The sequence below is a fragment of the Pseudomonas sp. YQ_6 genome (assembly GCF_043103245.1).
GTDB lineage: Bacteria > Pseudomonadota > Gammaproteobacteria > Pseudomonadales > Pseudomonadaceae > Aquipseudomonas > Aquipseudomonas alloputida.
On the sequence record NZ_JBICJR010000030.1, the window covers coordinates 1 to 15,287 of the forward strand.

Sequence of the window (15,287 nt, forward strand, 5' to 3'; positions counted from 1 at the left end):
CCCGCGAAGAGGCCGGCCCTGCTGGCCAATCTCCACCCGCCGTTCACCGTTGCCGCCGCGAACAGGCCCGTTCAGGCCACCACAATCAGTAAGCCATGCTCCAGCTCAGCGTGTAGGTCCGCCCACGCCCCTGGTAGTCATACAGATACGCCGGCCCGTAGGTCGGCGAATAGAACAACGTCGCACGCTGCCCCCATACCGTGCTGTACTGCTTGTCCAGCAGGTTCTGGATACCGGCACTGAAGGTGCCGAAACCGGTATCCTGGCTACCCAGCAGGTCGAAGGTGGTGTAGCCGTCAATCTCGTGATCGGCATCATCTTTCAGGCTGAAGGCATGGTTGGCCTGCAAGCGTGCACTGCGGCCATCGCCCTTCCAGCCGACAAATGCGGTGGCCTTGGACAACGAGGCATAACGGGCATCGCGCTTGATCCAGCCGCCATCCTCGGCCTCTTCCTCGGAGCGTGTCATGTGCAATGTGCCGCCAGCTTCCCAGCCGGTCTGGAAGTGCCGGGTCAGTGCACCTTCAAAGCCGAAGTCGCGGCTTTTCTGCTCTTTCACGTCGATGGTCAGCGTTTGCGAATCGACGTTGATGATCTTGTCCGACCAGATGTAATACAGCGCGGCCTGCGCATCCCAATCCAGGTCGGCATAGCGCCAGCCCAATTCCACCTGGCGGCTCTTGATACCGGCCAACGGGTTATCGGCCACGCTCAGGCCTGGCTTGCCGTAGTACTTGGCCGGGTCAGGCAGGTCGAAGCCTTCGCCATAGTTGCTCCACACCTGGTGGCCGTTCTTGAAGTCGTAGATGGCACCGATGTTGAACAGGTTGACCTGATAGTCGTTACTGCCACCTGGCACGCCCTTGAAATCGCTGACATCCACGTCCATCTGCTGCCGCCGGGCACCACCGGACAATGTCAGGTTGTCAGTGGCATGCCAGTCCAGCTGGGCATACACCGACACACCATCCACCCGGTAGCTGGGGTAGCGTGCGGCCTTGCTGTCTTTTTCCAGCTCCAGGCCACCCGACTCGGACGAGGTCTGGGCGTTGAAGGTGGTCTGCTCGGCGTTGAAGCGCTCGCGATCCAGGTCAACGCCGTAGGTCAGCTTCAGCGTATCCCACTGTTTGGCAAACAGGCCCTTGAGGCTGGTGACCTCGAAATTCTGCTGCGAGGCGGCAAAGTACACCCCGCGCGAGCCGGTGGGCGTGGCACGGTTGTAGTACGGGAACGGGTAGAAGTTGTCATCTTCCTTGCGGTACGAGGCCTGCAGGTAGAAGTCCTGCCCCAGCACGTCGGTGTGGTGGTAATTGGCGTTGAGCAGCAAGCGCCGCGTACGCGGCTCCAGGTCCGATGAATAACCGCTGCGCAGTTCGGCGTCTTCCAGGTCGGATGGCGCGTTGTAGTTCAGGTTGGGGAAGTAGATACCCGTGCTGCCATGGTTGCCCGAGTCGTAGTACTGGGCCAACAGGTCGAGGCTCTGCTGGTCGTTCAGCTGCAGGCCCAAGGTGCCGAGTACGTCGATGGTGCGGTTGTACTGCAGGTCGGTCTGGGTGTTGTCGATGAAGATCTGGTCGCCAGCACCATCGTAGAAGGCTTCGTTCTGCTCACCGGAAACGCCCAACCGGGCATTGACCCGCTCGTTGCCGCCGCTGACCGACTGGGCGAAGCGGGTGGCCAGGTCGTCGCTGTTGTTGAAACCGCTGCTGGCCCCCAACTGGGTCTCGAAGCGCGCCGGGCCAGGCTCGCCCTTCTTGGTCACGATGTTGATGATGCCGCCGGTGGCGCCACCGCCGTAGATGGCGCTGGCGCCAGACAGCACTTCGACGCGCTCGACGTTGAAAGGCGAAATGCTGTCGAACTGGCGCGACAGGCCGCGGGAGCTGTTCTGGCTGACCCCGTCGATCATCACCAGCACGTTGCGCCCACGCATGTTCTGGCCGTAATTGGTGCGCCCTTCCGGCGCCAGGTCAAGGCCCGGCACCAGCTTGCCGATGGCTTCCTTCAGGCTGACGCCGCTGTCGATCTGCTCGCGCAATTGCTGCTGGTCGACCACCCAGACGGTCCCGGGGATTTCGCTGATGGCGGTGCTGGTGCGCGAGGCTACGCTGACTTCGATCGGCTTGAGGTTGACCGCCTGCGGCACGGCCTCGGCCTTGCGCAAGGTGACGGTGCGAGCCTCGCTGAACTGCCAGCTCATGCCGCTGCCAGCCAGCAACTGCTGCAGGGCCTGCTCGACACTGAAGTTGCCCTGCAACGCCGGGCTGACCTGGCCGGCGACATCGCCTGTGGTGTACAGCAGGTGCAGGCCGGCCTGGTCGGCGAAAGTGGTCAGCGCCTGGTCCAGCGGTTGGGCTGGCAGGTCGAGCTGGACCTGGCGAGCTTGCATCTGGGTCTGTTCGGCAGTCGTCGCGGCCCCTGCGTGCAGGGGGCCGAGCAACAGGGCCAAGGCACTGCAAGACATCAAGGCATGGTGAAAAGAACCGCGACGGCGGTGCAAGGGCTTGAGCATCAGAGGCACGAATGAGCTTCCTGACAAGTCGTAAATGAGAATGGGTTGCTGATCAGTCTCACTACGACGATCTGGCTTGCAGGAACTTGCAGTGCCAAATGAAAAATATTTTTGTTTCTGCCCGGCCTCTTCGCGGGCAAGCCCGCTCCTACAACGACTGCGCCCGCCTGAAGATTGTGCGATCTGTGCAGGAACGGGCTTGCCCGCTAAGAGGCCGACACAGGCTGATCAATGCACCACGGCCAACCACGGCAGGTAGGTCACCTTCAGGCCATACCGTTGCTCCAACGTCCGCAACAGGGCCTCAGGTTCATCCAGGTCAAACACCCCGCTCACTTCCATCGCAGCCAGCTTGCTGTCGGACAACACAATGCGCCCATGCCGGTATCGCTCAAGCTCGGTCAGCACCTGCCCCAGCGGCTTGCCGTTGAAGATCAGCTTGCCACGCTGCCAGGCCATCTGCGTGCCGGCATCGGCCGCCACTGCCAGTTCATGTTCACCCACCTTGGCTTCACCGCGAGCCAACACGACGTGGCCATCGCGCTGCACGCTGAAGGTGGCGGCATTGCCCTGCACCCGCGCACCGGCCGTTTCGACCACAAACGGACGTGAATCATCGGCGGTCTCGAACAACGCCTCACCCGCATCGAGTACCACACGCCGCTCATGCTCGCTGAACGCCACGCTCAAGGCACTGGCGCTGTTCAGCGTCACCCGTGTGCCATCTGCCAGGGTAATGACCTGCCGCTCGCCCACGGCGGTGTGGTAATCGGCCAGCAGCATCGGGGCTTGCTGCCAACCCGCCACGGCGGCGACCAACAACACCACCGATGCCGCCACACCCGCCTGCTTCAGCCGGCCGCGGCAATGGCGCAAGGCCTGGCCGATATACTTTGCCACCATGCTCTCGGAAACCCCCAGGCGTTGAGCGACCTGCTTCTGGGTCAGGCCCTCGACACGGTTGAGCAACAGCGCCTGGCGGGCATTGTCGGGCAACTGCAACAGCGCCTGGTCAAGAATCTGCAAGCGCTCGCGGGCCAGCAACGCCGCCTCGGGTGCCGGCGCCGGGCAGGCCACCTCACAGGCTCCGTCGCTGTCGTCGTGGCAGGCGGCGATGCGTTGCTCACGGCGCAAGGCGTCAATCGCCAGGTTGCCGGCCACGCGAAAGATGAAACTGCGCGCGTGCAACACCGGCACCGCCTGCTCGTCGATGTTCACCAGCTTCAGGTAGGTTTCCTGCGCCACATCGGCCGCCCGCTGGCGGTCGCTCATGCGCCGTGTCAGAAACTGCAGCAGGTCGTCGTAGTGCTCCTGGAAACTTGCCAGCAGGCCCGACATGGGTGAAGTCAGCATGATTGGGAACAGCCACTAAGAGAGGTTATCGGGCGTTAATGAGAAACAGTATCTTTCATATGAACCGATACTTTCAACGCCGACGCGCATTTGCCACACTGCCAGCTCCACTCCGGCAAGGTCACAGCCCATGACTGCCCGTCTGTACCGCTACACCCGCCTGCTCCTGGTCCTGCTGCTGGCCTGTGGCCTGGGGGCCTGTGCGCTGTTCCAGCCACGCGACCCGGTGAACATCAGCGTGATCGGCATCGAACCGCTGCCCGGTCAGGAGCTGGAACTGCGCATGGCGGTGAAAATGCGAGTGCAAAACCCCAATGAGGCGCCGATCGATTACAACGGCATCGCCTTGAACCTGGAAGTAAACGGCCAGCCGCTGGCCGCTGGGGTCAGTGATCAGCAGGGGCACATTGGCCGCTACGACGAAGCGGTGATCGTGGTGCCGGTAAGCATCACGGCGTTTTCCTTCCTGCGCCAGGCCTATGGGCTGGGCAAGCTGGACTCGCTGCAGGGTCTACCCTACAAGCTGCGCGGCAAACTGGCCGGCGGGCCGCTGGGGACCGTGCGCTTTACCGATGAAGGCAAGCTGGACTTGCCCAAGGGCACCTACTGATAAGCGCCGGGCGGGTGTGCTCAGCGGTTGGCGCTGGCTGCGGCCATCAGCTTGTTGACTTCGCTGCGCACCATGCTGGCGTATTCAGGCGGCGTCATGCCGTCCAGTTCGGCGCGCACCCACTCGGCCCATTTGCCCTTGCGCCTTGGCTTTTCGGCAATCAGCCGGGCGGCTTCGCCCTTGGCTTTGCCCAGGTTGTTCTGCCACATCTCGAACAGCCGGGCCTTCTCTGCCTCGATCTGCGCCCGTTCCTCGAAGCTCATGTTGGCCAGATTGAAACTCATGAAGTTACCTGCAGGTTTGAAAATGGCCGCTATCTTACACCCAGGCAACCCATCATCGGAAAGCCGCCGCAACTTTCCCGACGTGGCGGCATCCATTGTTCACAACCCCATTGACGAGGACGAGTTCATGGCCCGGAAAAACGCCACGCTGGCTGACAGCGATCAGATCAAGGACCAGGTATTCAGCGAACTGCAATCGCTGATAGAAGAATCGGAAAAACTGCTGAACGACAGTGCCGCACTGGTCGGCGAAGAAGCAGAGACGTTGCGCGCCCAGGTGAGCCTGAAGCTGCGCCAGGCACGCCAGGCTGCGAGCAACGTGCGCAGCAAGGCGCAACCGGTGGTGGACGCCACTCAGGATTACATCGGCGGCCACCCCTGGCAGACCGTGGCCATTTCCGCCGGCCTCGGGCTGGTGGTAGGCCTGCTACTGGGTCGGCGCAGTTAAGGCCTGCGCCGCCTGGTGCCCATCAGGCGGCCAAAGCCTGCGGGATGCCGCTGTGGAAGCGCAGCTCCTGGTCGGGCGACTGGATCAGCTCCATTTCCGCAGCGCGTACCAGCTCGACACGGCGGGCGATGTCCGCCTCCTCACCGTAGTTGTGCGCCAGTTTCAGGTAGCCCTGGTAGTGGCGCGCTTCGCTTTTCAGCAACCCGTGGTAGAAGCGGCCCAGCTCTTCATCCAGATGTGGCACCAGTGCGGCAAAACGTTCGCAACTGCGCGCCTCGATGAACGCCCCCACCACCAGCGTATCCACCAGCTTGACCGGCTCATGGGCGCGCACCAGCCGGCGCAACCCCGACGCGTAACGCCCTGCCGACACCGGGCGCAACGGCACACCGCGGCGTTTCATGAGGCGTAACACCTGTTCGTGGTGCACCAGCTCCTCGCGGGCCAGGCGCGACATCATGTTGATCAGATCAAGGTGAGTGTTGTACTTGGCGATCAGGCTCAAGGCCGTGCTGGCGGCCTTGAACTCGCAGTTCTTGTGGTCGATCAGCAGGGTTTCCTGGTCGGCGAGCGCCGCTTCGATCCAGGCGTCTGGCGTCGGGCAGCCAAGAAAGGCTTCGATTTCGGGGATCAGGGACATAAGCGTGCAACCACACAGAACAGGCAGGGTCGGCGATTATACCGGCGGCGGCTGGCGACGCCAGTGACTATGCTTGATGTACATCAAGCGCTGGAGGGCGAAGCGCCGACTATAGTCAGGCACTGGTCGCCATCATCGAAGGGAGTTAACGCCCATGCAAGCCGTCCGCAGCATCCTCGTCGTCCTCGACCCCGCGCACGCCCACAGCCGGGCGCTTACACGGGCCAAGCTGATTGCCGGCATCACCGGCGCGCGCCTGCACTTGCTGATGTGCGACAAACGGCATGATCACAGTGCGCTGCTGAGCCTGCTGAGCAGCCAGTTGCATGATGACGGCTTCGACAATGTCACCCATGAAGAGGGCTGGCGCGACAACCTGCACGACACCATCATCCATGTACAGCAGGCCGAAGGCTGCGAACTGGTGATCAAGGACCATCGCCCGGACAACCCGCTGAAAAAGGCCCTGCTCACCCCCAGCGACTGGAAACTGCTGCGCCAATGCCCGTGTGCCGTGTTGATGGTCAAGAGCGAGCGGCCATGGACCGGCGGCAAGATCCTGGCGGCGGTGGACGTGGGCAACCAGGACGAAGACCACCGCCGCCTGCATGCCAGCATCATCGACCACGGCTTCGAGATTGCCAAACTGGCCAAGGGAGAACTGCATGTCATCAGTGCCCACCCGTCGCCGATGCTGTCAGCGTCGGACCCGGCGTACCAGCTGAGCGATACGATCGAAAAGCGCTACCGTGAAGCGTGCAGCGCGTTCCAGGCTGAATACGGCATCAGGGAAGAATGCCTGCATGTGGCTGAAGGGCCGGCGGATGTGTTGATTCCCCATACCGAACAGAAGCTCGATGCCGTGGTGACGGTGATGGGCACGGTGTGCCGCACGGGCATTTCCGGGGCGTTGATTGGTAATACCTCGGAAGTGGTGCTGGATGCGCTGCAGGGTGATGTGCTGGTGCTCAAGAGCGAAGAAGCAATCGCCCACCTGACGGAGCTGGCCCGCGGCTGAGTAGGCAATATGCAGGCCCCTTGGAGGAGCGGGTTCACCCGCGAATGCGTCATTGATTTCAACGCCACATTCGCAAGCAAACCCGCCCCCAAGGTTCCGTTGCCGCCCGGGGATCTAGACCAACGCCTCCCGCACCTTCGGGTCAAGCCCCTCCCCCACATGGGCCTCGCTCCATTCCGCCAGCTGCCGGCGCATGGCCGGCGTCCAGAAGCTCTGCAAATGCTGCCGCACCCCTTGCACCGCCAGCGCCCGGTCGGGCTCGCTGTCGAAGTAATGGGCAATCTGGTTGGCCATCTTGACCAGGTTTTCGCTGCTCATCGGCGAACCTCGGCTTTCTCCGCAGTGCGGCGCTCTTTCAGCAGCCGCTGCTGTTCATCACTGAAATCCTGATAGCGCTTTTGCCATTGCGATGGCTGGAACACTTTCACCACTTCCACTGCCGTCACCTTGTACTCGGGGCAGTTGGTGGCCCAGTCGGAGTTGTCGGTGGTGATCACGTTGGCCCCCGACTCGGGGAAGTGGAAGGTGGTGTACACCACTCCCGGCGCCACTCGCGTACTGACCTTGGCACGCAGCACAGTCTGCCCGGCGCGGCTGCCGATGCCGACCCAGTCACCGTCGTGGATGCCACGGCTTTCCGCGTCGGTCGGGTGGATCTCCAGGCGGTCGGCGTCATGCCAGGCGACGTTGCCGGTACGCCGGGTCTGGGCGCCGACGTTGTACTGGCTGAGAATGCGCCCGGTGGTCAGCAGCAACGGGTAGCGGTTGTTGACCTTTTCGTCGGTGGGCACGTAGCCGGTGAGCATGAAGCGGCCCTTGCCACGCACGAACTGGTCGATGTGCATGGTCGGCGTGCCGTCTGGGGCAGCGTCGTTGCACGGCCACTGCAGGCTGCCATGGCGGTCGAGTTCAGCGTAGCTGACACGACGGAAGGTCGGCGTCAGGCGGGCGATCTCATCCATGATCTCGGAAGGATGGCGGTAGTTCATCGGGTAGCCCAGGGCGTTGGCCAGGGCCACGGTAGCTTCCCAGTCGGCCTTGCCAGCCAGCGGTTCCATGACCTTGCGCACCCGCGAAATACGCCGCTCGGCGTTGGTGAAGGTGCCGTCCTTTTCCAGGAACGAACTGCCCGGCAGGAACACATGGGCGAACTTGGCAGTTTCGTTAAGGAAGATGTCCTGCACCACCACGCACTCCATGGCCAGCAAGGCCGCGGTGACGTGCTGGGTGTTGGGGTCGCTCTGGGCGATGTCCTCACCCTGGCAGTACAGCGCCTTGAAGCTGCCATCCAGCGCCGCCTCGAACATGTTGGGAATGCGCAGACCCGGGTCGGGCTGCAAGGTCACGCCCCACGCCTGTTCGAACTCGGCGCGCACGCCCTCGTTGGAGACATGCCGGTAGCCGGGCAACTCGTGGGGGAACGAGCCCATGTCGCACGAGCCCTGCACGTTGTTCTGCCCGCGCAGCGGGTTCACCCCTACCCCTTCACGGCCGATGTTGCCAGTGGCCATGGCCAGGTTGGCGATGCCCATCACTGCGGTACTGCCTTGGCTGTGCTCGGTCACACCCAGGCCGTAGTAGATGGCCGCGTTGCCGCCGGTGGCATACAGCCGGGCCGCAGCGCGGATCTGCTCAGCAGGCACGCCACAAACCGGGCCGAGCACCTCGGGGGCGTTGTCTGGCAGGCTGACGAAGTCGCGCCAACGGGCGAAGTCTTCGGTTTCGCAGCGGGCATCGATGAAGCTTTGGGCCAGCAGGCCCTCGGTAACGATCACGTGGGCCAGGGCGTTGAGCATGGCCACGTTGGTGCCCGGGCGCAGTTGCAGGTGCAGGTCGGCGCGGGCGTGCGGCGAGTCGACCAGGTCGATGCGCCGTGGGTCGATCACGATCAGCCGCGCCCCTTGGCGCAGGCGGCGCTTTAGTTGCGAGCCGAACACCGGGTGCGCATCGGTGGGGTTGGCGCCAATCACCAGCACAACGTCGGCCTGCATCACCGAGTCGAAGCTTTGCGTGCCGGCCGACTCACCCAGGGTCTGCTTCAGGCCATAACCGGTGGGCGAATGGCACACCCGTGCACAGGTATCGACGTTGTTGTTACCAAACGCCGTGCGCACCAGTTTTTGCACCAGATAGGCTTCTTCGTTGGTACAACGGCTGGAGGTGATACCGCCGATGGAGTCGCGCCCGTACTTGAGCTGGATGCGGCGGAACTCGCTGGCGGCATAGGTCACGGCCTCGTCCCAGCTGACTTCCTGCCATGGGTCTTCCAGGCGCTTGCGGATCATCGGTTTGGTGATGCGGTCCGGGTGGGTGGCGTAGCCCCAGGCAAAGCGGCCCTTGACGCAGGCGTGGCCGTGGTTGGCGCCACCGTTCTTGTCCGGGACCATGCGCACCAGCTGGTCACCCTTGATTTCGGCGCGGAACGAGCAGCCAACGCCGCAGTAGGCGCAGGTGGTAATGACCGAACGCTCAGGCTGGCCAAGCTGCACCAGGCTCTTTTCCGTCAGGGTCGCGGTCGGACAGGCCTGCACGCAGGCGCCGCACGAAACGCATTCGGAAGCAAGGAAGTTTTCGCCACCCGCTGCCGCCACCCGCGATTCGAAACCACGCCCGGTAATGGTCAGAGCGAACGTACCCTGGATGTCCTCGCAGGCGCGCACACAGCGGCTGCAGACGATGCACTTGCTCGGCTCATAGTCGAAATACGGGTTGGAAACGTCTTTTTTCTCGTCCAGGTGGTTGGCGCCGTCATAGCCGTAGCGCACCTCACGCAGGCCCACCTGGCCCGCCACGGTCTGCAGCTCGCAGTTGCCGTTGGCCGAACAGGTCAGGCAGTCCAGGGGGTGGTCGGAAATGTACAGCTCCATCACGTTGCGACGCAGCCCGGCCAGGCGCGGGGTTTCGGTGCGCACCACCATGCCTTCACTGACTGGCGTGGTGCAGGATGCCGGGTAACCGCGCATGCCTTCGATTTCCACCATGCACATGCGGCAGGAGCCGAAGGCTTCGAGGCTGTCGGTGGCGCACAGTTTGGGGATGCTGGTGCCCAGCATGGCGGCGGCGCGCATGACCGAGGTGCCAGCAGGCACGCTGATGGCGCGGCCGTCGATGCTCAGGCTGACCTGCACGTCGCTTTCGCGGGCCGGTGTGCCGAGGTCGCTGCTTTTATCAGAAGCGGGGTCGAAGAAATTGATCACTGTGCGGCCTCCGTGGTGGTCAGCCCAAAATCGGCGGGGAAGTACTTGAGCGCGCTGGCCACCGGATAGGCAGTCATACCGCCCATGGCGCACAGCGAACCGTACTGCAGGGTGTCGCACAGGTCGCGCAGCAACAGCGCCTGGTCATGGCGTTCGGTGATGTCGCTGCTGGCGATCAACCGGTCGACCACTTCCATGCCCCGGGTGGAACCGATACGGCACGGGGTGCACTTGCCGCAGGACTCCTCGGCACAGAACTGCAGGGCGAAACGCGCCATGCTGGCCATGTTCAACGTATCGTCGGCCACCACCACACCGCCGTGGCCGAGCATCGCGCCCACGGCAGCAAACGCTTCATAGTCCAGTGGGGTGTCGAAATGGCTGGGGGGTACCCAGGCACCAAGCGGGCCACCGACCTGCGCGGCCTTCAGCGGCCGGCCACTGGCCGTGCCACCGCCATAGCCTTCCACCAGCTCGCGCAGGGTCAGGCCGAACGCGCGCTCGACCAGGCCACCCTGGCGAATGTTGCCGGCCAGCTGGAACGGCATGGTGCCCAGCGAGCGGCCCATGCCGAAATCGCGATAGAACGCTGCACCCTTGGCCAGAATGATGGGCACCGAAGCCAGGGTAAGTACGTTGTGCACCAGCGTCGGCAGGCCGAACAGCCCTTGCAGCGCAGGCAGCGGTGGCTTGGCGCGGACGATGCCACGCTTGCCTTCGATGGATTCGAGCAGCGCGGTTTCTTCGCCGCAAATATAGGCGCCGGCGCCCACCCGCACCTCCAGGTCGAACGCCTGGCCGCTGCCGGCTACGTCAGCACCCAGGTAGCCAGCGTCACGCGCGATGGCGAAGGCCTGGTCGAGTACCCGGATGGCATCGGGATACTCCGAGCGCACATAGATATAGCCCTTGTCGGCACCCACGGCGAGGCCGGCAATGATCATGCCCTCGATCAGCAGGAAGGGGTCGCCTTCCATCAGCATGCGATCAGCGAACGTGCCCGAGTCACCCTCGTCGGCGTTGCACACCACGTACTTCTGTCCGGCGCCAGCATCACGCACGGTGCGCCACTTGATGCCGGCCGGGAACGCCGCACCACCACGGCCACGCAGGCCGGAGTCGAGTACTGCGGCAACCACTTCGGCACCGTCCAGCGCCACGGCGGCCTCCAGGCCTGCGAAACCGCCGTTGGCACGATAGTCGTCCAGCGACAATGGGCGGGTGATGCCAGCGCGAGCGAACAGCAAGCGTTGCTGAGTCTTGAGATAGGGTATTTCTTCGACCAGCCCCAGTGCCAGCGAGTGGCCACCGGGCTCCCCCGCCAGGGCATCAAGCAATGACGGCACATCCTGTGGCGTAATCGGGCCGAAACCCAGGCGCCCTTGCGCACTGTCGCACTCGATCAGCGGCTCCAGCCAGTAAAGCCCGCGCGAGCTGGTGCGCTGGATGTCCAGCGGCAACTGGCGGCGCTCGGCCTCGCGCAGCAGGGCCTCGGCGACCTGGTCGGCACCCACGGCACGGGCTACGGAATCACAGGGAATGTACAGCTTCAGCATGCTGAGTCCTCCCGGCAACCATTGACCAAGTCTCGCAGGCGCTCAGGGGTGAGTCGCGCGTGCACCTGGCCGTCCAGCTCCAGCGCTGGCGAGCAGGCACAGGCACCCAGGCAGTAAACAGGGCGCAGGCTGATGGACCCGTCGGCGCTGGTGCCGTGGTCGTCCAGTGCCAACTGTTCACGCAATTGCGCGGCCAGGGCTTCGGCGCCACGGCTCTGGCACGACTCGGCACGGCACAGGCGCAGGGTGTGGCGAGCGGGCGGCGCGGTGCGGAAGTCGTGATAAAAGCTGATTACCCCACGCACTTCAGCCAGGCTGAGGTTCAGGGCATGGGCGATTTCGGGGACCGAGGCATCGGGGATGTAACCCATCTCGTGCTGGACAGCATGCAGGATCGGCAACAGGGCACCGGGGGTGTCCTTGTCGCGGGCCAGAATACGCTGGATTACAGGCAGGTGGAGCAATTCATCAGGCATACAGCGGACCTCGGCATCACGGACCCTGCCTGATTGTTTTAGGGGGCAGGTTTCCGGCGTGTTCTGCTGCGGCGCACCGTCCACGTCACAGTTGCGTGGTACGGGTGGCCTCCTCGCCCACGGCCGCACGTCTGCGCGCACTGACCCTTGGGCATCCTGCTAGCATGGCACTTGTAGCGCCGAGGGGTTGTATACGAGCGACCAGGCGCATTCTGAAACCGACGCACGTGATTACGCCCCGGCATCAGCTGCCACGGCTTGCATATCAGGTGGGTCTTGAAACCATCGTTACATGCACCAGGCCTCGAAACCGAACCTGGTCCATTACCGGGCCTGCCAGACGGCAGCCCCGCAATGGGCTGCCATCCAGCATGGCTACACGGCAGAACGCGACTGAGTTCAGTCGGTGGACTGCACCGTTACGGTGTCGGCGGCGGGGGCCGGAGCCTGGGCCTTTGACTTCGCACGATTGCGTCGGTCCTGGCTGCGTTGCCGCGCAGCTTGCTGCTTGGCATGCAGCGCCTGAGCGGCGGTCACAGAACCTGCGGCCTGACCATTCAGGTCAAGGCGAGGAGCATTCTCCACCATGCTTGCCCAGTATCGAGCGCCCCGGCACCACGTGGAAATGCCCAGCTTGAGCTGTTCGCGGGTCAACCCAAGCAGCTCCAGGTGTTGCTCGGCATCCTTGAAAATGCCCTCCTTGAGCGGCACCTTGGGGGCCGGGTTGACCGGGAAAGCCAAGGGAAAATGCTTCTGCAGTGGCCAGATCGCTGCCACCGCCGGGTCCATCTCACGCGGCTTCGCCTGCGGGGGCGACTTGCGCTTGGGCGGTTTCGCGCTATCGGCCTTTACCTGCCCTTTTTCCGCCCGCAGGCGGTCTCGTAGCTCAGCTAGTTGTTCAAAACCCATTGTTCATTCACTGCTTCGAAGTTGATTGCGTGGTGCAAGGATACCCCATGCAGCCTGCACATTGCTTGCAGGCCAACTTTCCCGGCTAGCCGAAGCACAATGCGCATGCCAGTGCGACGGCCCTCAGCTGAACACCCAAAGCACGCGTGTGGGCTTGTCGGTCAGGTTGGCGTAACGAAAACGGGCGTGGGGTTGCAATTGAAAACTGTCATTGGCGTGTAGCGTGACCGGCTCAGCATCGCCCAACCACACCGTCAGTTCGCCTTCGAGCACGAAGCAACCCTGCTCCGAGCTGTCGTCCAGGTACTCCTCGCCACTGCTGGCCCCCGGCTGCAAATGGCTATCGAGCATGGAAAACGCGCCCGTTATCGAGGGCGATGCCAGCACATCGGTAATGCCACCCGCCAGGTGCAGCGTGCGACGCTCGTGCGGGCGGGTCACCCAGTCGAGCTCGCGGGGTTTGTCCAGCTTGTAGAAGTAGGCTGTGGATACACCGAGCTCTTCGCTGATGGCAGTGAGATCGGCCACGGTCGGGCGTGATACGCCGCGTTCGACCTGGGACAGAAAGCCCACCGAACGGCCGATGCGCTGTGCCAGTTCGCCCAGTGTCAGGCCCTTGAACTTGCGCAGGTCGCGAATCAGTACTGCCAGGCCTTCGATTTCTTCGTGCACTTTCATGGTTGAATCGCGACTTTCAGACGGGAAATGGATGCCCAGAAAAGTACAGGATTCATTTCACAAAGCAAAATGCTTTGCGGGTGGTGCCTGACGTGAAATGTACGATTGCGGCTCCGATCGAGCACCGCGCGGGCGGCGCTCGATCTCACAGGTGCTGAGAACAGCTAACCAGGCCCTCTGCCGTTACCGAACAGCCTCATAGGTCAGGTCCAGGCACTTGCGGGCTTTCTCTACCAATTCGTCGATCTCTTCGATACTGATCACCAGCGGTGGCGCGATGATCATGGTGTCGCCTACAGCGCGCATGATCAGGCCGTTGTCGAAGCAGTGCTGGCGACAGATCATGCCGACACCTTTGCCTTCATGACGGGCACGGGTGGCCTTGTCTTTCACCAACTCGATCGCACCGAGCATGCCCAGGCCGCGCACTTCGCCTACCAGCGGGTGGTCGGCCAGTTCGCGCAGGCGTTGTTGCAGATACGGCGCGGTTTTATCGTGCACCTGCTGGATGATCTGCTCGTCACGCAGGATCCGCAGGTTCTCCAGGCCCACCGCTGCCGCCACAGGGTGGCCGGAATAGGTGAAGCCGTGGTTGAAGTCGCCGCCTTCACTGATGACCTTGGCCACCTCGTCACGCACAATCACCCCGCCCATGGGGATGTAACCGGAGGTCAGGCCCTTGGCGATGGTCATCAGGTCAGGCTTGAGGTCGTAGTAATCGGTGCCGAACCACTCACCGGTACGGCCGAACCCGCAGATCACTTCGTCGGCGACGAAGAGGATGTCGTACCTGGCCAGGATTTCCTTGATCTTCGGCCAATAGGTCTGCGGTGGAATGATCACGCCACCGGCGCCCTGGATCGGCTCGGCGATGAAGGCAGCAACGTTGTCCACGCCAACTTCGAGGATCTTCTTCTCCAATTGCTCGGCCGCCCACACGCCGAAGTCGGCCTCGGTCATGTCGCCGCCTTCGCCGAACCAGTATGGCTGCGGGATGTGCACGACATCCGGGATCACCCCGCCCTGCTGGTGCATGCCACTCATGCCGCCCAAGGCCGCGCCCGCCACGGTAGAGCCGTGGTAGCCGTTGATGCGGCCAATGATGACCTTCTTGTTCTTCTGGCCCTTCAGTGCCCAGTAATGGCGGACCATGCGCAGCACGGTGTCGTTGCCTTCGGAGCCGGAGCCGGTGAAGAACACGTGGTTCATGCCTTGCGGGGCCACCTCGGCGATCGCCTTGGCCAGCTCCAGCGCGGGCGGGTGCGCGGTCTGGAAGAACAGGTTGTAGTAAGGCAACTGCTTCATCTGCTGGCTGGCGACCTCGGCCAGCTCATCGCGACCATAGCCGACCGCCACGCACCACAAGCCGGCCATGCCATCGAGAATCTTGTTGCCCTCGCTGTCCCACAGGTACACGCCCTTGGCCGAGGTGATGATGCGTGGGCCTTTCTCAGCCAGTTGCCTGACATCGCTGAACGGGGCCAGGTGATGGTCGCGGCTCATGGTTTGCCAGGCAAGGGTCTGCGAATTCTGTTCACTCATTGACTTCACTCCATCAAGTTGCGCAGCCGCGCTGCGAGGGTATTTTTTTCAGGTGGGAAAGTTG

14 protein-coding genes are annotated in these 15,287 nt (G+C 63.2%); 3 read left to right on the top strand and 11 right to left on the bottom strand.

What is annotated here, in order from left to right:
• Positions 1–85: 85 nt before the first annotated feature.
• Both ACF8FG_RS09500 and ACF8FG_RS09505 read right to left on the bottom strand, forming a co-directional pair.
• Positions 86–2,512: a TonB-dependent receptor gene (locus ACF8FG_RS09500; RefSeq protein WP_144180105.1), complete on the bottom strand. Its 2,427-nt coding sequence runs from the start codon at positions 2,510–2,512 to the stop codon at positions 86–88.
• 228 nt (positions 2,513–2,740) lie between these two features.
• The gene (locus ACF8FG_RS09505) at positions 2,741–3,865 is read right to left on the bottom strand and encodes a sigma-70 family RNA polymerase sigma factor (RefSeq protein ID WP_014591741.1); all 1,125 of its coding nucleotides are present in this window, start codon (positions 3,863–3,865) and stop codon (positions 2,741–2,743) included.
• Positions 3,866–3,995: 130 nt separating this feature from the next.
• Between ACF8FG_RS09505 and ACF8FG_RS09510 the strand changes: the two genes are divergently transcribed.
• Positions 3,996–4,475, top strand: coding sequence for an LEA type 2 family protein (locus ACF8FG_RS09510; protein ID WP_014591742.1), 480 nt, complete (start codon positions 3,996–3,998; stop codon positions 4,473–4,475).
• Positions 4,476–4,495: 20 nt separating this feature from the next.
• Here ACF8FG_RS09510 and ACF8FG_RS09515 read toward each other — a convergent pair whose 3' ends face one another.
• Positions 4,496–4,759, bottom strand: a complete 264-nt coding sequence (locus tag ACF8FG_RS09515; RefSeq protein WP_003248880.1) for a hypothetical protein — start codon at positions 4,757–4,759, stop codon at positions 4,496–4,498.
• Between the two features lie 22 nt (positions 4,760–4,781).
• On the opposite strand from ACF8FG_RS09515, the gene ACF8FG_RS09520 reads away from it, so the two are divergent.
• Positions 4,782–5,207, top strand: a complete 426-nt coding sequence (locus ACF8FG_RS09520) for a YqjD family protein (RefSeq protein ID WP_230678068.1) — start codon at positions 4,782–4,784, stop codon at positions 5,205–5,207.
• Positions 5,208–5,229: 22 nt separating this feature from the next.
• Here the strand turns inward: ACF8FG_RS09520 and ACF8FG_RS09525 are convergent, their stop codons facing one another.
• Positions 5,230–5,847: a tRNA-(ms[2]io[6]A)-hydroxylase gene (locus ACF8FG_RS09525; protein WP_019437208.1), complete on the bottom strand. Its 618-nt coding sequence runs from the start codon at positions 5,845–5,847 to the stop codon at positions 5,230–5,232.
• 154 nt (positions 5,848–6,001) lie between these two features.
• Here ACF8FG_RS09525 and ACF8FG_RS09530 point away from each other — a divergent pair, with 154 nt between their 5' ends.
• Positions 6,002–6,865, top strand: coding sequence for a universal stress protein (locus ACF8FG_RS09530; protein ID WP_318078847.1), 864 nt, complete (start codon positions 6,002–6,004; stop codon positions 6,863–6,865).
• 114 nt (positions 6,866–6,979) lie between these two features.
• Here the strand turns inward: ACF8FG_RS09530 and ACF8FG_RS09535 are convergent, their stop codons facing one another.
• The 7 genes from ACF8FG_RS09535 to ACF8FG_RS09565 all read right to left on the bottom strand — a co-directional run bounded on the left by ACF8FG_RS09535 (position 6,980) and on the right by ACF8FG_RS09565 (position 15,223).
• Positions 6,980–7,183, bottom strand: a complete 204-nt coding sequence (locus tag ACF8FG_RS09535; RefSeq protein WP_014591746.1) for a formate dehydrogenase subunit delta — start codon at positions 7,181–7,183, stop codon at positions 6,980–6,982.
• A complete protein-coding gene (gene fdhF / locus ACF8FG_RS09540) occupies positions 7,180–10,062 on the bottom strand; it encodes a formate dehydrogenase subunit alpha (RefSeq protein ID WP_135199406.1) in 2,883 nt (960 codons plus the stop codon). The genes ACF8FG_RS09535 and fdhF overlap by 4 nt, the downstream gene beginning before the upstream one ends.
• Positions 10,059–11,618 (bottom strand): NADH-quinone oxidoreductase subunit NuoF, encoded by a 1,560-nt coding sequence (locus ACF8FG_RS09545; protein WP_190869073.1) that lies wholly within the window; start codon positions 11,616–11,618, stop codon positions 10,059–10,061. Before ACF8FG_RS09545 ends, fdhF begins: the two co-directional genes overlap by 4 nt.
• A complete protein-coding gene (locus ACF8FG_RS09550) occupies positions 11,612–12,094 on the bottom strand; it encodes a formate dehydrogenase subunit gamma (protein ID WP_014591749.1) in 483 nt (160 codons plus the stop codon). Before ACF8FG_RS09550 ends, ACF8FG_RS09545 begins: the two co-directional genes overlap by 7 nt.
• Positions 12,095–12,493: 399 nt before the next feature.
• A complete protein-coding gene (locus tag ACF8FG_RS09555; protein WP_019437212.1) occupies positions 12,494–13,003 on the bottom strand; it encodes a ProQ/FinO family protein in 510 nt (169 codons plus the stop codon).
• Between the two features lie 123 nt (positions 13,004–13,126).
• Positions 13,127–13,681 (bottom strand): helix-turn-helix domain-containing protein, encoded by a 555-nt coding sequence (locus ACF8FG_RS09560; protein ID WP_010953167.1) that lies wholly within the window; start codon positions 13,679–13,681, stop codon positions 13,127–13,129.
• 183 nt (positions 13,682–13,864) lie between these two features.
• Positions 13,865–15,223: an aspartate aminotransferase family protein gene (locus ACF8FG_RS09565; RefSeq protein ID WP_014591751.1), complete on the bottom strand. Its 1,359-nt coding sequence runs from the start codon at positions 15,221–15,223 to the stop codon at positions 13,865–13,867.
• Between the last annotated feature and the right edge of the window lie 64 nt (positions 15,224–15,287).